This window comes from uncultured Cardiobacterium sp., from assembly GCF_938028185.1.
In the GTDB taxonomy this organism is placed as follows: domain Bacteria; phylum Pseudomonadota; class Gammaproteobacteria; order Cardiobacteriales; family Cardiobacteriaceae; genus Cardiobacterium.
In genome coordinates this window covers 1-1,895 of record NZ_CALJAH010000430.1, presented here as the reverse complement: position 1 = coordinate 1,895, position 1,895 = coordinate 1, and the positions used below count along the sequence as shown (strand labels likewise).

2 protein-coding genes are annotated in these 1,895 nt (G+C 61.3%); both read right to left on the bottom strand.

Features of this window, described 5'->3' with window-relative positions:
* Window positions 1-296 (bottom strand): transposase (locus Q0349_RS12430; RefSeq protein ID WP_298081336.1); only part of this gene is annotated, 296 nt, incomplete at its 3' end.
* An 87-nt stretch (window positions 297-383) separates the two neighbouring features.
* Window positions 384-1,721, bottom strand: a complete 1,338-nt coding sequence (locus Q0349_RS12425; protein WP_298081335.1) for a patatin-like phospholipase family protein — start codon at window positions 1,719-1,721, stop codon at window positions 384-386.
* Window positions 1,722-1,895: the final 174 nt, after the last annotated feature.

Here is a 1,895-nt window from a genome sequence, read left to right as displayed (position 1 = left end):
AAAAAAGCCGCGGCCTTGCGCAGGATTTCATTGCTGCGTTTGAGTTCGTAATTCTCGCGCTCCAACGCCTTGATGCGGGCGTCCTGCGCTTGTTGGGCAACGGCAGCGGGGTTTTGTGCGTCCTGATGCTTGCGGTACCAGGCGCGTAACGTCTCGGGATTACAGCCAATTTTGGAAGCAATCGCCTGGATGGCAGACCAGTCGGAAGGATGCTGTGCGCGGACTTCTTCGAGTAGCCGGATGGCACGCTCGCGCACTTCGGGGGTGTATTTTGGGGGTGCTGTTTTTTTCTTCATGGGAATATCCTCTCACAGATAGGGTTCCCTCCTAATTTCTTGGGGCGGTTCAATTTTTAGTCTGAATTTTGTCCTTTACGCCGAGATTTATGGATGTGGTTTGTCGTCCGGCGCGTGCCAGTTGCCGTTGCGCCCCGGTAGGTTGCGCCAGGTTTCGTTTTGTTCGAGCAGGATTTTGGCGCTGGTGCGCAGGTCGCGCACTTCCGCTTCCGGCAGGTAGAAGGTGGTGCCGATGTTGAGTACCCGTTTTTTCAGGGCGCCGTCGGGCAGGTCGTTCAGGTCGAGATTGATGTAGTGCAGCGTCGGGCGCGTGCCCGTGTGGCGGTGCTGGTTCCATGTGTCGGTGAAACGCTGGAAATTGCGGATGCTTTGTTCGGTGTTTTGGTCGATGGGGACGTTGATGATGGCGGCGGCGACGTCGCGCAGGCCGGGGATGTCCGGGCTTTGGTCGATGGTGCTGTCGAGGCGGTTCTGCGCATTGATGCTGATGACGATGATGTCGCGGATATTGCCGTCGGCGATGCGTGCGCGCAGGGCGTCGCCGTGGATGTCGCTGTAGTCGAGGATGCTGTGCAGGCCGAGATTGTCGGTCAAGCCACCGTCAAGCAGGTGAATGTACGGGCGGGCGGCGCTGTTCTGGTAAGGCGCGGTGTAGCGCGCGAGGGTGTCGCGGTCGCCCTGTGCCAGCGGCGGCGGGGTATAGCGGCAGTGGCCGCCGTGGTTGTTGAGGGTAATGGGCGCGAAGATGAGCGGCACCGCGCTGGACGCGGCCACGGCGCGGGCGACGGGCATCTGGGCGAGGTCAAGGCAGAGGGCGTCAAAGTGTTCTTGGGTAAATTCGATGCGCTGGCCAATGCTCATGTCGGTGGCGCTGATGAGGGCGAACGGCCCCTTGCGTCGTGTGGCGAGGTCGGCGAAGGTCGCGCCGTGGTAGAGCAGGCGGTCGAGTTCTTCGGCGAGCAGGTCGCCGCGTCCGTATTGCGGGCTGGTGAGGCGCGGCAGGTTGGCAAGGGAAAAAAGCTGGCGCAGCACGGTACTTTGCAGGTTTTGTTGCAAAAATTCGCGCTCAAAACGCGGCACGGTTTCTTTGCCGTGCAGGGCGAGATAGGTGGCAAGCACCGAACCGCCGGAGACACCATGCACGAGGTCGGTTTTTTCCAGCATCGTCGCAGTTTTGCCGTGGCCGGTGATGGGCGTGGCGGCCAAGACTTCGAGCACGCCATAGCCGAAGGCGGCGGCGCGGCTGCCACCGCCGGAGATGAGGAGGACGAGCAGCAGGTCGTCATCCTGGTTGTTTTGAAAAAGGTTTTGCAGGCGGTAGCCGCGGCTGTGGTCGATGTGGTCAATAGTGGCAAGCGGCTGATATTGCACGCTGCCGCAGGCGGTGAGAAGGCAGGCGAGGAGCAGGGTGGCGAGGGTTTTCATGGCGGGTTTGGGCGGGGTTATGGCGATATGCTCAAAGTTTTGTACAGGGCGCACCACCGGGGTTGTTTGCGTCGTTTGGGATGTGGTCGCTGATGCGGATGGTTTGCAGCCCACCCCGGCGCCGCAAATTGTCGCCATGTCCCGGACGGTGCGCCGAGGCGCACCCTATGGCAG